Origin of the sequence: Geobacter sp. (assembly GCA_009684525.1) — a bacterium.
GTDB lineage: Bacteria > Desulfobacterota > Desulfuromonadia > Geobacterales > DSM-12255 > Geoanaerobacter.
In genome coordinates this window covers 1,403,653-1,419,613 of the sequence record WKKR01000001.1, presented here as the reverse complement: position 1 = coordinate 1,419,613, position 15,961 = coordinate 1,403,653, and the positions used below count along the sequence as shown (strand labels likewise).

Genomic DNA, 15,961 nt, shown 5'->3' with positions numbered 1-15,961 from the left:
GTGGGAGTCGGAGTCGGAGTCGGAGTCGGAGTCGGAGTCGGAGTCGGAGTCGGAGTCGGAGTCGGAGTCGGAGTCGGAGTCGGAGTCGCCTGCCCATTCAGGAATGCGGCAAGGTCGGTGATCTGGCTGGCCGAGAGGGTGATCCCCTTGTGGCCGCTCGTCCCGGCAGCCGGGAATTTCGTGCTGACCAGAGTCCCTTTGCCGGTAAGGTTCATGGTGGTGGTGCCGGTCAGGACATGGCAACCGGCGCAGTTGCTATTGAACACGGTTTGGCCTGCAGAAGGCGAAGGCGTCGGAGTGGGCGTCGGGGTCGGGGTCGGCATGCCGCCACCTTTGCCATGCTGCTTGAGCGTTACCCTGTAGGCGAGCAGGACACCGTTGACCAGTTTTCCTTCGACCTCGACCCGGTCGTTTGCGGCAATACCCGACAGGTCGATCCCGTTTGCCAGCACCGAGATCCCGCCTACGGTGAAGGTCCCGTCAGCCACCGAGAGGTTGGCCACCATGCCTTCGATCGTCGCGTGGTCGGCATCGTCCAGTTCAGGGTGCTTGATGGAGACCTGGGTTGCGGTGAGGGTGCCGTTCGTTGCGCTCAGGGTTCCTCTGACCTTGACCAGGACACCGACGGCAAGCTGCTGCGGCAGCGCATGGGTGCTGACGATGGTAAGGCCGCCAACCGTGATGGTCTGGCCGTTTATTGCGGAGACCGCGCCGATCACCTTGACCGGTGTGCTGTTGGGAATGAAGGGGTTGTTCTTCCGTTCGATGCGGGTAGCCTGAACCTGACCGTTGGCATCCAGATAACCGCTCACCACTACCATGTCGTTGACCGTCAGCCCGCTCAGACTGCTGATATGTTCGTAGATCGTGGTATCAAGGGTGTTCACGGTCTGTCCCATGACCACCAGGGTGCCGGCGTTCGTGTCGACGGATGCGACCGGGCCCTTGAGCAGATGGTCGCAGCTCAGTTCCAGAGCGGTCTTACCGCTTCCCGCGCCGCCATCGTGGCTCTTCACGGTCACCACCATGCCGGTGGACAGCTGGTCGTCATCGTCGTCCTTGATGATGTGGGTGCCGTTCAGGGAGAATTCCTCGCCATTGATCTGGATGCTGCCCGAACCGGTGGCTCCGGTGAGGGCGATGGTCTTGCCGCTGGCGCTGCCGTCGACGCTGGTAATGACGCCGGCCGTGACGCCGGATACTGCCTGCGTCCCGGTGCCTGAGCCGCCGCCGCAGCCTGCCAGAATGACCGTGACGATCATGAGAGCGCATGTGCTTATGATATGTTTGATCTGCATGTTTCCTCCTTGGTTGTGCTGCGTTTCGTGCTGTTGATGTCCTATGGTTGTGAAGCTCATTGACGGATCAGTACAGGATGTCGTTGTTGCCCCCTTTCCTGGCCCGCGCTGCTCAAAAAAAGAGCCGGGGCCGAATCGTGAGGGTATTTCGGCAACCCGGCTGTCTCGTGGAGACCCGTGGGCTTTCCGCCCCATCCTCGCGGATGGTTTAGCATTATCGTCTACCATGGGTATGGGTGCGGGCTGTGTATCGTCAAAGGCGCCCGTACCGTGCCTGTGTTAGAAATATCGTTATCCCGGAAAACCTCCTTACGGGTGATGTCTGCTGATCAGCAGGCCAGGGCCAGTGCATCGGTGGCGAGGATAATCCGGTCGCTCTCCTCTACCACCACGTGGGCGCTATGTTCGATGAGATCGTACTGGTGGAGATACTTGGCCACCTCCACCGGCTCGTTGGTCTTGCGGCCGAAGAATTTGCCGCTCTGGGGAAAGATCTCGGTCACCACCCGTTCGTCGTAGATGGCGAAGTCGCAGTGGTTGTCGACATCCCGGCTGCTGAAGTCGCTGGCTGTGGGGAGTTCCTCACGGTAGACGATACGGACGTCGATGTCGTCGCGGTGCTGGGCCAGGAGTACCTTCTGGATCTCTGCTTCCGCCAGTTCCTCACGGTTGATGACGAAGATCCGGGTGATCTTTACCCCCCTGTCCAGGGCCCGCAGGTTGGCCTGGTAGAAGTTGAGCAGGGCACCGCGGGTTCCCCAGCCCGGGGTCAGGGGATCGACCGCCTTGATGTGCCGGGTCGTCATGTCGGAGAGCTTGGCCCCTTCCAGGTAGAATTCCGCTTCATCCAGCGGGATGTACCCCTGCTGGAGCATGGCAATGGTCCGTTTGGTGCCGGCCATCAGCTCCTGTGCCTTGACCTGGCATTCGGGATTGCCGATCCGGGCAATGGCAAAGGGGATCTCGTGGGCCTGGTGGTACTGCTCCAGGAGCCGGTCCCTGCTCTTCTCGATCTCCTCCCGCACCAGGTAGGTGACCAGCGAGAGCAGGATGCCGATGCCGAAGGTGATGTAGGCGGCGCTTTCGTTGTTCAGCACCATGTGGAAGAAGATGGCCAGGCCGGAACCGGCGATGAATTCGACGAAGATGGCTATATGCGAGAGATTCTTCTTCAGGTTCATGTCTGTCATCCTTTGGCGGCGACTCTGTTCGTCGTTGTCGGAACAAACAAAAAAAGCCGGGTCGCCGCACATATCGGTTAGGATATTTCGGCGACCCGGCTGTCTCGGTGAGACCCTGTGGGCTTTCCGTCCCACCCTCGCGGGTGGTTTAGTATTGTCGTCTACCTACGGCTGCTGTTTGTTGACTAATATGCTGCGACTTTATCTTAATGAGGATAAGGTGTCAAGCAGAAAAATGCAGCACGTGCCGCAATAGTCATTACAAACAGCAGGTTAGTGTCAGTCTGCCAACCCCTTGGCATCGGCGACCATCAGCTCGCTGACCAGCCGGGTGAACCGGAGCGGGTTCTTGATGGGGGAGCCTTCTGTGAGCAGCGCCTGGTCGATGAGGAGTTCGCAGTAGTCGGCCAGCCGGGAATTCTTCTGATCCTTTTCAAAGAGCCGGGTCATGGCTGCCATGATCGGGTGATCAGGGTTCAGTTCCAGGATTCGCTTCGATTCGGGCATGTCCTGGTTGAGGGCCTTCATGATCCGCTCCATGTTGGCGCCGATACCGAATTCGTCGGCCACCAGGCAGCAGGCGCTGTCGGTGAGGCGGGTCGAGAGACGCACCTCCTTGACCTGGTCGGCCAGGGTCTCTTTTATGTAATTCAGCAGGCTGCCGTACTGTTTTTTCGCCTCTTCCTGCTTTGCCTCCAGCGCCTTCTTTTCTTCTTCGCTTTCCAGTTCCAGATCTCCCCGGTCGATGGCCTTCAGTTTCCTGCCGTCGTATTCGGTGAGCGACTGCACCACCCATTCGTCCACCGGGTCGATGAGGAACAGGACCTCATACCCTTTCTTCCGCACCGCTTCCAGGTGGGGGGAGTTTTCCACGGCCTGGCGCGATGTCCCGGTGATGAAGTAGATCTCTTTCTGCCCCTCGGGCATCCGCTCCAGGTACCCCTTGAGCGAGACATAGGTGCCCGGTTCGGTGCGCGAGCTTTCGAACAGGAGCAGCTCCTGGAGTTTCTCCTTGTTGGCATGGTCGAAATGGATCCCCTCTTTGAGGATCGGCCCGAATTCGGTGTAGAACTTCAGGTATTCGTCCGCCTCCTTCTCCTGCAGCTCGCCGAGCGTCGAAAGGATCTTGCCCACCAGGCTCTTCTGGATTCGCCTGATCTCCACGTCCTGCTGCAGGATCTCGCGGGAGACGTTGAGCGGCAGGTCGCTGGAGTCGACTACCCCCTTGATGAACCGGAGGTAGTCGGGGAGGAGCTCCTCGCAGTGGTCGGTAATGAAGACCCGCTTGACATAGAGGTGCACCCCTTTGCGCTGGTCGCGGACAAAGACGTCATAGGGCTTGTGGGCCGGGATGTAGAGCAGGGCGCGGAATTCGCTGGTCCCTTCGGCGGCGTAATGGATGGTGCGGAACGGCTTGTCGTAGTCGTGGGAGATGTGCTTGTAGAACTCCTCGTATTCCTCTTCGGTGACCTCGCTCTTGGGGCGGGTCCAGATCGCCTTCATGGAGTTGAGCGTCTCCTCCACGGTCTTCTCGATATCCCCGCCCCCTCCGATGACGGTGCCGTCAACCCCTTTGGCCGGCTCCTTCCGGGTCACGTCCATCACGATGGGGTACTGGACGTAATCCGAGTATTTCTTGACGATGGAGCGGATCTTCCACTCGTCCAGGTATTCGCGCATCTCTTCCTTCAGGTGGAGGATGATGTCGCTGCCGCGCTGCTCCTTTTCGCACTCCTCGACGCTGTAGGTGCCGTCGCCGGTGGATTCCCAGCGGCAACCCTCTGTCGGGGAGCCGGCAGGGCGGGTGATGACGGTGACCCGGTCGGCCACCATGAAGGAGGAATAGAACCCGACCCCGAATTGGCCGATTAACTCCGGATGGGATGCCAGATCCTTCCCTTTGAGGCTCTCCATGAAGGCCTTGGTGCCGGAACGGGCAATGGTGCCGATATTTTCTTCAACCTCTGCCATGGACATGCCGATGCCGTTGTCGCGGATGGTGAGGGTCCCGGCCGCCTTGTCCGGAATGATCTTGATCTTCCAGTCGGTATTCCCTTCCAGGATCGCCTCGTTGGAGTGGGACTCGAAGCGGACCTTGTCGATGGCGTCCGAGGAGTTGGAGATCAGTTCCCGAAGGAAGATGTCGCGATTGGAATAGAGGGAATGGATGACCAGGTCGAGAAGCTGCTGGACCTCGGTCTGGAACTGCTTGGTGGTTTTTGACATGTGGGATCGTTTCTCCTTTGCGTAAGGTGTTGAGTTGTGAAATCCCAGTAAAGCTAATGATTGTCTCTGCATTTTGCAAGGGGTACCGGACAGAAGTATGGTTTTTTTGTGTATACCATAGTCAAGCAGCCAACTCTCAGGTATAACTTATTGCATAACTGAGGGAATGTCCGCATATCCCGTTGGAGGGGAAATGATGCGCCGCGACGCCTTTTCCGCATTGCTGTTGCATCCAGTGGTGGTGCTGCTGTTATTGGCAGTAGCCATTGGTGGATGCCGGAACAGGGAACCGATCAAGCTCGGTTTTGCCGCTTCCATGACCGGGAAGATGGGCGATCTCGGTGTTGCCGGCCGTGACGGCGCCCAGGTGGCCGTGGATGAGATCAACGACGCGGGCGGCATTGGCGGTCGCAAGCTGCAGTTGATCGCGCGGGACGACCGCAGCGACCCCGCAGTGGCGAAAGAGGTGGATCGGGAGCTGATCAGGGATGGGGTCGTGGCGATCATCGGTCATCTGACCAGCGACATGAGCCTTGCTGCCGTTCCGGAGGTCGACCAGGCCAGGGTGCTCCTGTTTGGCCCCACTGGCGGAACCCGGCAGTTGACCGGTATCGACGACTTCTTCGTCCGGATCTACCCGGACAACCATGTGGCGGCAGGAAGGCTGGCCGGGTATCTGCGCCAGCGGCTGAACCTGCGGACCTTGGCGGTTGTCTACGATATCTCCAACGAGTCATACACGGGAGACTATCTGTCGTTCTTTCGCCGGGAGTTTGGCGGGAATGGCGGTGAATTCGGCAAGATCATGCCGTTTGCCTCCAAGGAACGCCCCAGTTATCTGCAACTTGCCGAATCGCTGGTCAAATCGAAGCCAAACGGGATCTTCATCCTGGCTGGAGCCGTCGATACGGCCATGATCTGCCAGCAGGTCCGCAAGCTAGACCCATCGATCCCTCTCTTTGCCGCAGAATGGGCAGGGAGCACCGAACTACTCAAGATGGGGGGCTCGGCAGTGGAAGGATTGACCCTGTGCCGCTATTTCGACAGCAGCGATCAGAGCCCTTCCTACCTCCAGTTCAAGAGTGCGTATCGCGAACGTTACAAGGTGGAGCCGACCTTTGCAGCCGCCTATTCCTACGAGGCGGTCAAGATCATTGCCGCGGCCCTGGCCCGTAACGGCGGCGATTCTCGCCGACTGAAGGAGACACTGCTCGCCATGCAGAAGTTCCAGGGGCTGCAGGGGGAGATAACCCTCGACCGTTTCGGCGATGCCGTGCGGAAGGTGTTCGTAATCAGGATCGACAACGGGGCGTTTGCCAGGGTGGAATAGGCTGAGATGGGGAAGCGGAGCATAATACGGGCATTGGTGAGCGGTTTTCTCCTGGCGGCGGTGGTGCCGATGCTGGTGGTTACCCTGCTCGTCCTCATGGTCAACCATGCCAATACCAGGGCTGCTGTCGAAAAGCAGAACATGCAGGTGGCCCGAACCGTTGCGGTAGCGGTGACCAATTTCCTCCATGAACCGGTGGTGGTTCTCGAAGGGGTGAAAAACCTCGCCCGCAGTCGCGGCTATGCCGGCGGCGAATTCTCTTCCCTCGTGAACAATGTCATCATGCCCGACCATTACTTCCAGTCGGTCATGATGCTGAACCGGCGGGGGAAGGTGGTTGCGTTCTGGGGTGCCGGCGAACCCGGCCGGAATCGTTCGGACCTTCTGGGGGTCGATTTCTCGGCAACCGATTTTGTCCGGCAGACCCAGGATGAGGGCCGGCTCGTCTGGTCCAATACCTTCATTTCACCCACAACCGGCGAACCCTCCATCAACCTCTGCCTTCCCTGGGAGGAAGGCCTGGTGGTCGGCGAGATCCCGCTTGCCGGGCTCAGCCGCATCGTCGACCAGACCCGTATCAGCTCCACCAGCTATGCCTACCTCGTCGATCGGCAGGGGCGGATCATCGCCCATCCCGACATCTCCCTGGTCCGCGAACAGGCCAGCGCCAGTTCCATTGCTGCTGTGCGCCAGGGGTTGCAGGGGAAGTTCGGGACCTATTCATACCCAGTCAAAGGGGGGAAAGAGATCGGCAGCGTGCTCGGTATTGCCGAGACCGGCTGGCTGGTCGTTGTCGGCCAGAACGAGAGCGAAGTCTTCGGATTCCTGCGCAAGACCGAGCTGCTGATGCTGGTCGGCCTTACCGTTGCCTTTGCCGTTGCCCTGGGGCTTTCCCTCCTGGTCGTCACCCGGATCACCCGCCCCCTCGGGCAGCTCCAGGCCCATTCCCAGCTCCTTGCCGCGGGCGATTACGACATTGCCCCGATACCGGCGGATTACCAGGAGATCTCCCTCCTGAGCGACTCGTTTCATGCCATGGCCCATGCGGTTCGTCAGCGCGAACACGAACTCAAGGACCGTAATGAAGAGCTGGCCATGGTGGAAGAGGAACTGCGCCAGCAGCTCGACGAGTACCTGAAGAGCCAGGACGAGCTTTTGTCCGAAAAGAACAAGCTGGAGACCATCCTCGCCTGCATGGGCGACGGCCTTTCCATCCAGGACCGGGAATTTCGGGTCATATTGCAGAACGAGTACCATCGGCAGATAATCGGGGAGGCTTACGGGAAGTTCTGTTACGAGGTCTACGAGAAGAGCGACCGTATCTGCGACAACTGCCCCGTAGCGAGCGCCTATGCCGACGGGCGGGTGCATACCCTGGAGCGCCGCGTTTCTATGGACGATGGCGACCATTACTTCGAGATCACCGCTTCTCCGCTGCGTGACGGGACCGGGACCATCGTGGCAGGGATCGAGCTGGTCCGGGAGATTACCGGGCGCCGCAGGACCGAGGAAGAGGTCCGCCGCCTCAATGACGAACTGGAGCAGCGCGTGCTGGAGAGGACCCGCGAACTGTCCGATGCCAACCAGGCGCTGCAGGAAGAGGTCAGGCAGCGGAGTGCCGCCCAGGAAGAGATTTCCTGGCTGAACGAAGACCTGGAGCGACGGACCCATGCCCTGGAAGAGACCAACCGGGAGCTGGAGGCCTTCAGCTATTCCGTTTCCCACGATCTGCGTGCTCCGCTTCGGCATATCGAAGGGTTCAGCCGACTCCTCATGGAGGAAAGCGCCGACCGGCTCGATCCGCACAGCCAGGATTATCTCAACCGGGTCTGCCGGGCAAGCCAGCGGATGTCAGTGCTGATCGACGATCTGCTCAATCTTTCCCGCGTCACCCGCGGCGACATGCACCGACAGCAGGTGAACCTTTCCCGGCTTGCCGCCGAGATCGCCGCCGATCTGCAGGAAGGGAGCCCGGACCGTTCCGTCACCTTCGTGATCGCCGAGGGGATGACCGCCTGGGGCGACCCCCATCTGCTGCGGGTCCTCCTGGTCAATCTGCTGGGGAATTCCTGGAAATACACCGGCAAATGCGAAGAGACAGTCATCGAATTCGGCTGCCGGGAGATCGACCGTGAAAAGGTCTGGTTTGTCAAAGACAATGGCGTCGGCTTCAACATGGCGTATGCCGACCGGCTGTTCGGGACCTTCCAGCGGCTCCACCATTCCAGCGATTTCGAGGGGACCGGCATCGGCCTGGCCACGGTGAAGCGGATCATCAACCGACACGAAGGAAAGGTCTGGGGCGAGGGGGAGGTCGGCGTCGGTGCCACCTTCTACTTCACCCTGCCGAGCCAGCCCGCAAAGGAATCTCCCTTCTCTTTCACCCTCCCGGCGTGATCTTGACACTCAAAGGCTGCTTATGATAGGGTAGCGCTTCCCTCATCAGGCTCAAGACGCGCCTTTTTCGCCTGTTACCCCCCCGGCCGTGACCATTATGGGAGCACCGCATGCACTACCCCGATTTCGAGACCTTCCGATCCCTCTGCAGCCAGGGGAATCTGATCCCTGTCTACCGCGAGATCATGGCCGACATGGATACGCCGGTCAGCGCCTTTCGCAAGATAGACGACGGCCGTTACGCCTTTCTCCTGGAGAGTATCGAAGGTGGCGAGAAGTGGGCCCGCTACACCTTCCTCGGCGCTTCACCCGCCGTGGTAATCCGCTCGCAGGGGCGGCGGGTGGAGCTGCTCCGCACCGGCGAAGCGCCGCAGATCGTGGAAACCGGCGACCCGCTCGGCTTTGTCCGCCAGTTCCTGGCCGGCTTCAGGCCAGTCGAGGTTGCCGGCATCCCCCGGTTCTTCGGCGGTGCGGTCGGCTATCTCGGCTATGACATGGTCCGCTTCTTCGAGGACCTCCCCACGGAAAAACCTGCTCATATCGGTGCCTGGGACTCCTATTTCGTCATCACCGACACGATCCTGATCTTCGACAACGTGCGGCAGAAGATCAAGGTGGTCTCCAATGCCCACCTTGATGACGGCAAGAGCCCGGAAGACGCCTACCGCGAGGCAGTGGCCTGCATCGACGCCCTCATCCTCAAGCTGAAGACCGCCCCGGCACCGCCGGCGCCGATCCCGTCGGCAGGGAAGCGGGTGGCCTTCACCCCCAATTTCAGCCGCGAGGCCTTCGAGGCGGCGGTGGAAAAGACCAAGGAGTACGTGCGGGCCGGCGATGTCTTCCAGCTCGTTCTGTCTCAGCGCTTTTCCGGCGAACTAACCGTGGAGCCGCTGGATATCTACCGGGTGCTCCGGACGCTCAACCCTTCACCCTACATGTTCTTCCTCCGGCTTGACGAAACGTTGGTGGTCGGTGCCTCCCCCGAGGTCATGGTCCGCAAGGAGGGAGAACGGGTGGAGCTGCGCCCCATTGCAGGCACCCGCCCCCGCGGGGCCACCGCTGAGGAGGACGATGCCCTGGAACACGAGATGATGGCCGACCCCAAGGAGCGGGCCGAGCATGTCATGCTGGTGGACCTGGGGCGCAACGACCTGGGGCGGGTATGCAAGACCGGGACGGTCCGGGTCTCGGAACTGATGACCGTGGAACGCTACTCCCACGTCATGCACATCGTCTCCAACGTGCAGGGGGTCCTGGAGGAAGAGAAGGACGCCTTCGACGTGGTGCGGGCGACCTTTCCGGCCGGCACCCTTTCCGGTGCGCCCAAGGTGCGGGCCATGGAGATCATTGACGAACTGGAGCCCTGCCGGCGCGAGATCTATGGCGGCGCAGTGGGCTACTTCTCCTTTTCCGGCAACATGGACCTGGCCATAGCCATCCGTACCCTGGTCATCAAGGACGGGAAAATACATCTGCAGGCCGGTGCCGGGATCGTTGCCGATTCGGTGCCGGCTACCGAATACCAGGAAACGGTGAACAAGGCCATGGCAGTGGTGAAGGCGATCGAACTCGCCGAACAGGGGCTTGACTGATGCTACTCATGATCGACAACTACGACTCGTTTACCTACAACCTGGTTCAGTATTTCGGTGAGCTGGGGGAAGAGGTGCAGGTGCACCGCAACGACAGGATCACCCTGGAGGAGATCGCGGCGCTCAAGCCGCAACGGATCGTCATCTCGCCGGGGCCGTGTACGCCCAGCGAGGCCGGCATCTCCCTGCCGCTGATCGGCCATTTTGCCGGCCGGATACCGATTCTCGGCGTCTGCCTGGGGCACCAGTCCATCGGCGCTGCTTTCGGCGGCGAGGTGGTGCGTAGCGACTTCCTCATGCACGGCAAGACCTCGCTCATCCATCACGATGGGAAGGGGCTCTTCCAGGGGCTTGCCAACCCCTTCAACGCCACCCGCTATCACTCCCTGGTGGTGGAGCGTTCAACGCTCCCTTCCTGCCTGGAAATAACCGCCTGGGTTGAGGAGGGGGAGATCATGGGGCTTAAGCACCGCGACCTGCCGGTCTGGGGGGTGCAGTTCCATCCCGAGTCGATCCTCACCGAGGGGGGGATGGATATCCTGAGGAATTTTCTGGAAATGACGAAATAACACCAGCGGCGGGTCCGCGCGCCCTGCCGGGATCGCGGACCGGTCCGTCCGCCATGGGGGAGATTCATGATCAAGAGGGCGATTGCACGGGTGGTCGAGCGGGAAGACCTAAGCGAAGGTGAGATGATCGAGGTGATGGACCAGATCATGTCCGGCGGCGCCACCCCGGCGCAGATCGGTGCCTTTATCACCGCGTTGCGGATGAAGGGGGAGACCATTGCCGAAATAACCGGCGCGGCTCGCGTCATGCGCGAACGCGCCACCCGGATCCGGGTCGGCAAGGGGGTGGTGGACATCGACCGGGACGACATCAACGTGGATCTGGAAACCATCCTCGACACCTGCGGCACCGGCGGCAGCGGCACCAACTCCTTCAACGTCTCCACCACCGTCGCCTTCGTGGTTTCGGCCTGCGGGGTCAAGGTGGCCAAGCACGGCAACCGATCGGTCTCTTCGGCCTGCGGCAGCGCCGATGTCCTGGAATCCCTCGGTGTCAACCTGGACGTGACCCCGGAAACGGTGGAGCGCTGCATCACCGAGGCGGGGATCGGCTTTCTCTTTGCGCCGGCACTGCACGGCGCCATGAAACATGCCATTGGCCCGCGCCGCGAGATCGGCATCCGGACCATCTTCAACATCCTCGGCCCGCTCACCAACCCGGCCGGGGCCGACTGCCAGGTGCTCGGCGTCTACCGCGAGGAACTGGTGGAGACCATGGCCCATGTGCTGCGCAACCTGGGGTGCCGGCGGGGGTTCGTGGTCTACGGCCGGGACGGCATGGACGAGATTACCCTGACCGGCGAAACCTGCGTTGCCGATGTCAATCCCGAGGGGGTGGTTCTCTCGGTCATCTCACCAGAGACCTACGGCCTGAGCCGCTGTTCCATGAACCAGTTGCGGGGTGGCGATGCCAGGGAGAACGCGGCCATTGTCCGCGCCATCCTTTCCGGCGAGCAGGGGCCGAAACGGGATATCGTGCTGTTGAACGCCGCCTATGCCCTGGTGGCGGCAGGCAAGGCGGAAACCCCCACAGAGGGGATGGAGCAGGCGGTTGACGCCATCGACTCAGGCCATGCCCTGGAGCAGCTTCAGCGCCTGGTAACCCTGACCAGCGAGGCGCAGTAGCAGCCATGGCCGAGACTCCCGATATCCTGAAAACGATCCTTGAGCACAAACGCCTGGAGGTTGACTCGGCACGGCGCGACCAGCCGCTTTCCGAGCTCAAATCACGCATTGCCGACCTGGAAGACCAGCCACGCGGCTTTATCCGGGCCTTGCGGGATGCCGAAGCCTCGGGGTGGACGCCGGTCATCGCCGAGGTGAAGAAGGGTTCCCCCAGCAAGGGGGTGATTCGCCCCGATTTCGACCCGCTGGAGATCGCCGAGACCTACGAGCGCCATGGCGCTGCCTGCCTGTCGGTGCTGACCGACGAGCGGTTTTTCCTGGGTCACCTCCGTTTCCTGGCCCTGATCCGCGAGCAGGTGCGGCTGCCGCTTCTGCGCAAGGACTTCATCTACGATCCGTACCAGATCTTCGAGGCGCGGGCTGCCGGTGCCGATGCGATCCTGCTGATCGCCGCCATGCTGGAGCTTTCGCAGCTGCGCGACTTGACTGACCAGGCGCGCGAACTCCACCTGGACGTGCTGCTGGAGGTCCACGACGAGCGGGAGCTGGATACGGCCCTGCAGGTGAACGTGGAGCTGATCGGCATCAACAACCGGAACCTGCGCACCTTCGTCACCGACCTCGGCACCACGGAACGGCTGGCCAAGCGCATCCCCGGCGACCGGATGATCGTATCTGAGAGCGGCATCAACAGCCGGGACGATCTGGTTCGCCTGCAGCAGGCAGGGGCGCAGGCCTTCCTGGTCGGTGAATCGCTGATGCGGGAGGACGATATCGGCGCCAAGCTGCAGGAGCTGGTGGGGAACGGTTGAACCTGCAAAAGCATCGTTTATTTTCTTTACATTTCACGCTTCACGAGGTCCAAACATGAACACCAAGATCATGCTCGACGAGAGCCAGATCCCGACCCAGTGGTACAACATCATCCCCGACATGCCCGGCCCGCTGGCGCCAGTCATCAGCCCCCGGACCCTCAAACCGGTTACCCCGGACGAGATGCTCGCCATCTTCCCCATGTCCCTGATCGAGCAGGAGATGTCGATGCAGCGCTGGATCGACATCCCCGATGAGGTGCGAGAGATCTACCGGCTCTGGCGGCCGACACCGCTCTACCGTGCCCGCAGGCTGGAGCAGGCGCTTCAGACCCCGGCGAAGATCTATTACAAGTATGAGGGGGTGTCGCCGGCCGGCTCCCACAAGCCCAATTCCGCCATCCCCCAGGCCTGGTACAACAAGCAGGCGGGTATCCGGCGGCTGGCCACCGAGACCGGCGCCGGCCAGTGGGGCAGCTCGCTCGCCCTGGCCTGTTCCCTCTTCGGCCTGGAGTGCACCATCTACATGGTCAAGGTCTCCTGCCAGCAGAAACCGTATCGCAAGAGCATGATGCAGCTCTGGGGGGCGCAGGTGATCCCGTCGCCGTCCGAGTTCACCAACTCGGGGCGGTCGGTGCTCGCCCACGATCCGGACTGTCCCGGCAGCCTGGGGATCGCCATCTCCGAGGCGGTGGAAGACGCCGCCACCCATGACGACACCAATTATGCGCTGGGAAGCGTGCTGAACCATGTCTGCCTGCACCAGACGGTCATCGGCCAGGAAGCCAGGGAGCAGATGAAGATTGCCGGCGATTATCCCGACGTGGTGATCGCCTGCTGCGGCGGCGGCTCCAACTTCGCCGGCCTGGCATTCCCGTTCCTCGCCGATCGCGCCGACGGCAGGAAGATCCGCTGCCTGGCCGTGGAGCCGGCATCCTGCCCGACCCTCACCAAGGGGGTCTATGCCTTCGACTACGGCGATACTGCCCGGGTGGCGCCCATTGCCATGATGTATACCCTGGGGCACGACTTCGTCCCTCCCGGCATCCATGCCGGCGGGCTGCGCTACCATGGCGAATCGCCGCTCATCTCCCAGCTCTACCATGCCGGCGAGATCGAGGCCAAGTCGTACCGGCAGAATGCCTGCTTCGAGGGGGCGCTCCTCTTTGCCCGTAGCGAGGGGATCGTGCCGGCGCCCGAATCGTCCCATGCCGTGCGCGCCGCCATCGACGAGGCGGTCATGGCCAAGGAGGAGGGGAAGGAGAAAACCATCCTCTTCGGCCTGTCCGGGCACGGCCAGCTGGACATGGGGGCCTACGACGCCTATCTCTCCGGGGGGCTGGAAGACTACGAGTATCCGGAGGAAAATATCCGCGATGCGCTGACCCGGTTGCCGAAGGTACAGCTTTAAACCCCGACATCCACCACGGAGACACGGAGAAAGGCTGACAGGTGCATACCGACATCCACCACGGAGACACGGAGTCACAGAGAAAGGCCGACAGCGTGACTCTGTGTCTCCGTGGTGAGGTTCTTACATGGTCAAAGTCAAGATCTGCGGCATAACGAACCTGGACGATGCGCTGGCGGCGGTTGCGGCCGGAGCCGACGCCCTCGGCTTCGTCTTCTACGACAAGTCTCCCCGCAACGTCCATCCGCTCAAGGCTGCGGAGATCATCGCCAAGCTGCCGCCGTTCGTCCAGACCGTGGGGCTTTTCGTGGATGAAGAGGCGGAACGGGTCAACTGGACCGCCGATTTCTGCGGCCTCGACCTGGTCCAGCTCCATGGCGACGAGGAGCCGGAGTTCTGCAGCGAGATCAACCGGCGGGTCATCAAGGCGTTCCGGGTCAAGGAGGCTGCCAGCCTGGCAAGGCTCGGCAGTTACCAGGTGGCGGGCTATCTGCTGGACGCCTGGGTGGCCAATGCCCACGGCGGCACCGGCATGACCTTCGACTGGCGCCTGGCGGAGGCTGCCAAGGAGCACGGCCCGCTGGTCCTGGCCGGCGGTCTGAATCCGGACAACGTGGCAGATGCGGTGGAAAAGGTGCGCCCCTATGCCGTAGATGTCTCCAGCGGCGTGGAGAGCGAGCCGGGGCGGAAGGACCATGCGAAGGTGAGGGAATTCATCAGAAAAGCAAAGGGATAATTATGAAGTTACCCGACAAGCAGGGCCACTTCGGTCAGTTCGGCGGCCGCTATGTGCCGGAGACGTTGATGCCGGCGCTCCTGGAGCTGGAGGAGGCCTATCGGTCGTGCAGCGCCGACCCGGAGTTCCGCAAGGAGTTCAACTACTATCTGCGGCAGTACGTGGGGCGCCCCTCGCCGCTCTATTTTGCAGCCAACCTGACCGCCAAGCTGGGCGGGGCGAAGATCTACCTGAAACGGGAGGACCTGAACCATACCGGCGCCCATAAGATCAACAACACGATCGGCCAGGGGCTGATGGCCAGGCGGATGGGGAAACGCCGGGTGATCGCCGAGACCGGCGCCGGCCAGCATGGCGTGGCCACGGCGACCATCGCGGCGCTGTTCGGCCTCGAATGCGAGGTCTTCATGGGAGAGGAGGACATCAGGCGGCAGTCGCTCAATGTCTTCCGGATGAAGCTGTTGGGAGCCACGGTGACGCCGGTCAGCGCGGGTACGGCCACCCTGAAGGACGCCATGAACGAGGCGCTGCGCAACTGGGTGACCAATGTGCACGACACCTTCTACGTGATCGGGACCACGGCTGGTCCCCATCCCTACCCGAAGATGGTGCGGGATTTCCAGTCGGTCATCGGCCGCGAGGCCAGGAAGCAGCATCTGCAGGCCGAAGGCCGCCTGCCGGACTGCCTGCTGGCGGCTGTCGGCGGCGGCAGCAATGCCCTCGGGCTCTTCTATCCTTTTCTCAAAGATGCCGGGGTGCGGATGATCGGCGTGGAGGCGGCCGGTTACGGCATCGGCAGCGGACTGCATGCGGCACCGCTCTGTGCCGGGAGCGTGGGGGTGCTGCACGGCAATAAGACCTACCTGCTGCAGGACCGCCATGGCCAGATCGCCAATGCCCATTCCATTTCCGCCGGGCTCGACTATCCGGGGGTCGGTCCCGAACATGCCTGGCTGAAGGATACGGGCCGGGCCGAATACGTGGCCATAACCGACGAAGAGGCGATGCAGGGGTTCCGCATGCTCACCGAAACCGAAGGTATCCTGCCGGCGCTGGAATCTTCCCATGCCGTTGCCCATCTGTTGAAACTGGCGCCGCAGCTTCCTCCTGAGCAATCCGTTGTTGTCTGCCTCTCCGGCCGCGGCGACAAGGACATCCACACCGTGGCCGAGGTGATGGGAATAAAGTTGTAAAACAGTAGGGGGTATGGTGGCATACCAAAGTAGCTAAGTATTTGTAACTACGCGATTAATATTGCAAATAGTGAAAAAGTGTTTGACAGCG

11 protein-coding genes, 1 pseudogene and 2 riboswitches are annotated in these 15,961 nt (G+C 61.6%); of the genes and pseudogenes, 9 read left to right on the top strand and 3 right to left on the bottom strand.

Going from position 1 to position 15,961, the window contains the following annotated elements; all coding sequences use genetic code 11:
- From GJT30_06315 to htpG, 3 genes and pseudogenes are all read right to left on the bottom strand, one after another.
- Nucleotides 1-83 (bottom strand): annotated as a pseudogene (locus tag GJT30_06315) (PEP-CTERM sorting domain-containing protein).
- 1,362 nt (nucleotides 84-1,445) lie between these two features.
- A riboswitch (cyclic di-GMP riboswitch) is annotated at nucleotides 1,446-1,521 on the bottom strand.
- Nucleotides 1,522-1,627: 106 nt separating this feature from the next.
- Complete coding sequence (locus GJT30_06310; protein MSM39217.1) at nucleotides 1,628-2,479, bottom strand: hypothetical protein; 852 nt, start codon at nucleotides 2,477-2,479, stop codon at nucleotides 1,628-1,630.
- 86 nt (nucleotides 2,480-2,565) lie between these two features.
- Nucleotides 2,566-2,642, bottom strand: a riboswitch (cyclic di-GMP riboswitch).
- Nucleotides 2,643-2,758: 116 nt separating this feature from the next.
- Nucleotides 2,759-4,705 carry a molecular chaperone HtpG gene (gene htpG / locus GJT30_06305; protein ID MSM39216.1) on the bottom strand — a complete coding sequence of 649 codons (1,947 nt, stop codon included), beginning with the start codon at nucleotides 4,703-4,705 and terminating at the stop codon, nucleotides 2,759-2,761.
- Between the two features lie 166 nt (nucleotides 4,706-4,871).
- Between htpG and GJT30_06300 the strand changes: the two genes are divergently transcribed.
- The 9 genes from GJT30_06300 to trpB all read left to right on the top strand — a co-directional run bounded on the left by GJT30_06300 (nucleotide 4,872) and on the right by trpB (nucleotide 15,870).
- On the top strand, nucleotides 4,872-6,035 hold the full coding sequence (locus GJT30_06300) for an ABC transporter substrate-binding protein (protein ID MSM39215.1): 1,164 nt from the start codon (nucleotides 4,872-4,874) through the stop codon (nucleotides 6,033-6,035).
- Between the two features lie 6 nt (nucleotides 6,036-6,041).
- Nucleotides 6,042-8,432, top strand: coding sequence for a HAMP domain-containing protein (locus GJT30_06295; GenBank protein ID MSM39214.1), 2,391 nt, complete (start codon nucleotides 6,042-6,044; stop codon nucleotides 8,430-8,432).
- Nucleotides 8,433-8,542: 110 nt separating this feature from the next.
- Nucleotides 8,543-10,024 carry an anthranilate synthase component I gene (gene trpE, locus GJT30_06290; protein MSM39213.1) on the top strand — a complete coding sequence of 494 codons (1,482 nt, stop codon included), beginning with the start codon at nucleotides 8,543-8,545 and terminating at the stop codon, nucleotides 10,022-10,024.
- Entirely contained in the window at nucleotides 10,024-10,593 is a 570-nt protein-coding gene (locus GJT30_06285) for an anthranilate/aminodeoxychorismate synthase component II (GenBank protein MSM39212.1), read from the top strand. The genes trpE and GJT30_06285 overlap by 1 nt, the downstream gene beginning before the upstream one ends.
- 66 nt (nucleotides 10,594-10,659) lie before the next feature.
- Nucleotides 10,660-11,718: an anthranilate phosphoribosyltransferase gene (gene trpD, locus GJT30_06280; GenBank protein MSM39211.1), complete on the top strand. Its 1,059-nt coding sequence runs from the start codon at nucleotides 10,660-10,662 to the stop codon at nucleotides 11,716-11,718.
- Nucleotides 11,719-11,723: 5 nt separating this feature from the next.
- Entirely contained in the window at nucleotides 11,724-12,530 is an 807-nt protein-coding gene (gene trpC, locus GJT30_06275; protein MSM39210.1) for an indole-3-glycerol phosphate synthase TrpC, read from the top strand.
- 55 nt (nucleotides 12,531-12,585) lie between these two features.
- On the top strand, nucleotides 12,586-13,941 hold the full coding sequence (locus GJT30_06270) for a TrpB-like pyridoxal phosphate-dependent enzyme (GenBank protein ID MSM39209.1): 1,356 nt from the start codon (nucleotides 12,586-12,588) through the stop codon (nucleotides 13,939-13,941).
- Nucleotides 13,942-14,068: 127 nt separating this feature from the next.
- Nucleotides 14,069-14,677 carry a phosphoribosylanthranilate isomerase gene (locus GJT30_06265; protein ID MSM39208.1) on the top strand — a complete coding sequence of 203 codons (609 nt, stop codon included), beginning with the start codon at nucleotides 14,069-14,071 and terminating at the stop codon, nucleotides 14,675-14,677.
- A 2-nt stretch (nucleotides 14,678-14,679) separates the two neighbouring features.
- Complete coding sequence (gene trpB / locus GJT30_06260) at nucleotides 14,680-15,870, top strand: tryptophan synthase subunit beta (protein MSM39207.1); 1,191 nt, start codon at nucleotides 14,680-14,682, stop codon at nucleotides 15,868-15,870.
- The last annotated feature ends 91 nt before the right edge of the window (nucleotides 15,871-15,961 follow it).

Coding starts and splice junctions, on each gene's coding strand:
- GJT30_06310 (MSM39217.1), bottom strand. CDS start 2,479: ATGAACCTGAAGAAGAATCTCTCGCATATAGCCATCTTCGTCGAATTC.
- htpG (MSM39216.1), bottom strand. CDS start 4,705: ATGTCAAAAACCACCAAGCAGTTCCAGACCGAGGTCCAGCAGCTTCTC.
- GJT30_06300 (MSM39215.1), top strand. CDS start 4,872: ATGTCCGCATATCCCGTTGGAGGGGAAATGATGCGCCGCGACGCCTTT.
- GJT30_06295 (MSM39214.1), top strand. CDS start 6,042: ATGGGGAAGCGGAGCATAATACGGGCATTGGTGAGCGGTTTTCTCCTG.
- trpE (MSM39213.1), top strand. CDS start 8,543: ATGCACTACCCCGATTTCGAGACCTTCCGATCCCTCTGCAGCCAGGGG.
- GJT30_06285 (MSM39212.1), top strand. CDS start 10,024: ATGCTACTCATGATCGACAACTACGACTCGTTTACCTACAACCTGGTT.
- trpD (MSM39211.1), top strand. CDS start 10,660: ATGATCAAGAGGGCGATTGCACGGGTGGTCGAGCGGGAAGACCTAAGC.
- trpC (MSM39210.1), top strand. CDS start 11,724: ATGGCCGAGACTCCCGATATCCTGAAAACGATCCTTGAGCACAAACGC.
- GJT30_06270 (MSM39209.1), top strand. CDS start 12,586: ATGAACACCAAGATCATGCTCGACGAGAGCCAGATCCCGACCCAGTGG.
- GJT30_06265 (MSM39208.1), top strand. CDS start 14,069: ATGGTCAAAGTCAAGATCTGCGGCATAACGAACCTGGACGATGCGCTG.
- trpB (MSM39207.1), top strand. CDS start 14,680: ATGAAGTTACCCGACAAGCAGGGCCACTTCGGTCAGTTCGGCGGCCGC.